Below are 2,949 nucleotides of genomic sequence, written 5' to 3'. Positions count from 1 at the left end.
ACCGCGAAGGCGGGAAAAAGTTGAATAAAATAAAAGCTTATATAACAAAATATAATTTTTGATTTATACTTTAAAAATAAAAAACGGAGCTTTTTAAAACTCCGTTATAAAAAGGTATTTATGTTTAATTAAATCTTATCTCTTATTTAGATTTGTTTCTTAATCTGTCCATAGGGCTAATAATATCAGTTACACGAACACCGAAGTTTTCATCAATAACTACAACCTCACCCTTAGCAATCAATTTTCCATTAACAAGCAAATCAACAGGCTCCCCAGCTAACTTTTGAAGCTCAATTATAGAACCTTCACCAAGACCCAAAATATCTTTAATAGTCATAGTAGCTCTTCCAAGTTCAACAGTCATATTCATAGTAACATCCATCAAAAGACCGATGTTACCAGTACCTTGAACATCAGAAGCAGGCATTAAAGAATTAAATTCTGCATGCTGTACGCCAAGTTGTTTTCCATTATCATTAGCTTGGGTATTATTACTGCTGCTTGTACTTGCTGTATTTGAATTAGAAGCAGTTTTTGAAGCATTAGATAAAATAGCTTGTAAAACAGGTAATTCAAAAGCAAATATATAAGGAGCGTTATCTATTTCTCCATCTATACTTAGAGAACCGCTTACTATAGCCAAAGGACCAGTAATACTTATTGAAGCGGAATCATCTAATATACTAGTTTCTACAGGAGCATTAGTAAAGTTTCCTCCAAACTTAGAAGTTAAAGCACTATCAGAAACCCCAATCATTTGAGAGAAAGCTTCTTTTAATACTTGTGCTACCATATCATTCAAATCTGTTTCAGCTTGACCAGTCATAAGAGAAGCTATAGTTAAAGCCTCTTTCTCATCCATAAAATAATAAACATTACCATTAGCTGAGCCAGTGTATGATACTTTTGCTTCTATCACTTTACCAGAAAGCATCTGATGCAAATTACTTACATCTCCAACAGTTGTAGTAATATTTGTGATGGACACAGTCTTTGTAGAAATAGAAGATAATGAATAAGCTTGATTATCTGCTATGATTTTAGCTGCCTCATTAAAAAGCTGCTTATCTACATTATTGCTGTTTCCAGCAGATGTTGAAGTGCTATCAGTGCTTCCAAAAGCCTCTTCACTTCCTTTAAGCAAAGCTTCTATTTCATCTTGAGATAATGCACCGTCACTCATCATAACCTTAATCCTCCTCTTTTAATAAATCATCTTCGGTGATATCAGTTTCTCCATCCATAACACCAGTAAGCTGTACAGCCATTCTACTTCCAGATATACCAGGACGGCATAAGAATTTCTTCCTAGTACCAATCTTGAATATCACAGGGTCAGTAATCTTAGTTTCAGTAAACTTAACAACATCGCCCTTTTGTAAATTAAGAATGTCTGATAATGGTAATTGCATAGAACCAAGTTCAGCCGAAGTTTCAACATATATATTTTGTAATTTTTCTTTAATAATTTTTAAATTTTCACTAGTACTTCCTCTTCTTACAGAAGCATACCAATATTGAGCAGAGAATTTAGAAAGTATAGGTTCAATAGTAATATAAGGTATACAGAAGTTCATCATACCTTCAACATCAGCAACCTTTGTTTCTAAAGTAATAAGTACAACCATGTCATTAGGGCTAACCATCTGAGCAAACTGAGGGTTAGTTTCTATAGAACCCAAACGCGGTCTTAAATCTATTACCTGAGACCAAGCCTCTCTTAAGTTACCCAATATTCTTACTATAATACCTTCCATAACAGATAGCTCAATATCTGTTAATTCTCTATTTAAGTTTTTAGGACTCTCTCCAGCTCCTCCAAATAACCTATCTATAATAGTAAAAGTAATAGATGGGTCAATCTCTAAAATAGAACTTCCTTTTAAAGGGTCCATACTCACAATAGCCAAAGTAGATGGATTACTTACACTTCTTATAAACTCTTCATAAGTAAGCTGGTCTACGCTTGCTACGTGTATACCTACTAAAGTTCTTAATTGAGCTGATAATGAAGTTGTAGTAACACGTGCAAAGTTTTCATGCATCATTTGAAGCGTTCTTATTTGGTCTTTAGAGAATTTGTCAGGACGCTTAAAGTCGTAAATCTTAATCTTTCTATGCTCTACTTCTACACGTTTAGTATCAATATTATCCAACACTTCGCCAGATGATATAGCACTTAATAATGCATCTATTTCACTTTGTGACAATACTTCTGTCATACTATTATCCTTATACTTTATTTTAACTCATTAACTCAACAAGAAACTATCAAATAATATATCATCTATTTGTCCGTTTTTTAACATACTGTTTATTTCACGTTTAATATCAGCTTTTAATTGCTCTCTTCCTTCATTAGTTCTTAATTGGTCATAAGTATAAGAACTTATTAAAGAATATATTCTATCTCTTATCATATATCCTCTCTCTGGAAGCTCTACTGCTAATTGTTTAACATTAGTAGTGTAAGTCAATACTATGCTTACTCTTACAAATCTTGCAACATCCATATCAGCAGTATTAACATTAAACTCTGGAGTAATAGCAAAATATGTTGGAGGTGGCTGTTTAATCATACCATCTACTACACCAGCATTTACTCCTGCGGCTCTTCCTACGCTCTTAGAAACAAAAAACGCTATAAGCCCAGATATTAAAGCAACTACTAAAATGGCAGCTACTATCATTAGTATTTTTATTATCATCGGGCTTAAAGTGAATTTTTTCTTTGCTTGAGCTTCGTTTTGTTCCTCTTCTTCGCCTTCTTCTAATTCTAAGTTTTCTTCTTGTTCTGCCATATAAATTTCCTCGCTTAATTAAATATTTAATAATACCTTTTATTATATAACAGTAAAATAAATAATCAACTCTTATGTTAACTTTGTTATTACTGTATCTACATTAAAAATCGGTAAACTAAGAAAATACTTAACATATTTTTTT

3 protein-coding genes are annotated in these 2,949 nt (G+C 32.4%); all 3 read right to left on the bottom strand.

What is annotated here, in order from left to right; all coding sequences use genetic code 11:
* Positions 1 to 142 precede the first annotated feature (142 nt).
* From fliN to E6A48_RS07265, 3 genes are read right to left on the bottom strand one after another with little or no spacing between them, the layout of a single operon-like run.
* Complete coding sequence (gene fliN, locus E6A48_RS07275; RefSeq protein ID WP_219709364.1) at positions 143 to 1,189, bottom strand: flagellar motor switch protein FliN; 1,047 nt, start codon at positions 1,187 to 1,189, stop codon at positions 143 to 145.
* Positions 1,190 to 1,193: 4 nt separating this feature from the next.
* A complete protein-coding gene (gene fliM, locus E6A48_RS07270) occupies positions 1,194 to 2,225 on the bottom strand; it encodes a flagellar motor switch protein FliM (protein ID WP_013244574.1) in 1,032 nt (343 codons plus the stop codon).
* 30 nt (positions 2,226 to 2,255) lie between these two features.
* Positions 2,256 to 2,804: a flagellar basal body-associated FliL family protein gene (locus E6A48_RS07265; protein ID WP_157151926.1), complete on the bottom strand. Its 549-nt coding sequence runs from the start codon at positions 2,802 to 2,804 to the stop codon at positions 2,256 to 2,258.
* Between the last annotated feature and the right edge of the window lie 145 nt (positions 2,805 to 2,949).

The sequence above is a fragment of the Brachyspira pilosicoli genome, assembly GCF_019402445.1.
Taxonomy (GTDB): domain Bacteria; phylum Spirochaetota; class Brachyspiria; order Brachyspirales; family Brachyspiraceae; genus Brachyspira; species Brachyspira pilosicoli_B.
Note: the sequence above shows the minus strand (reverse complement) of the source record. Positions and strands in the feature narration are given on the sequence as shown.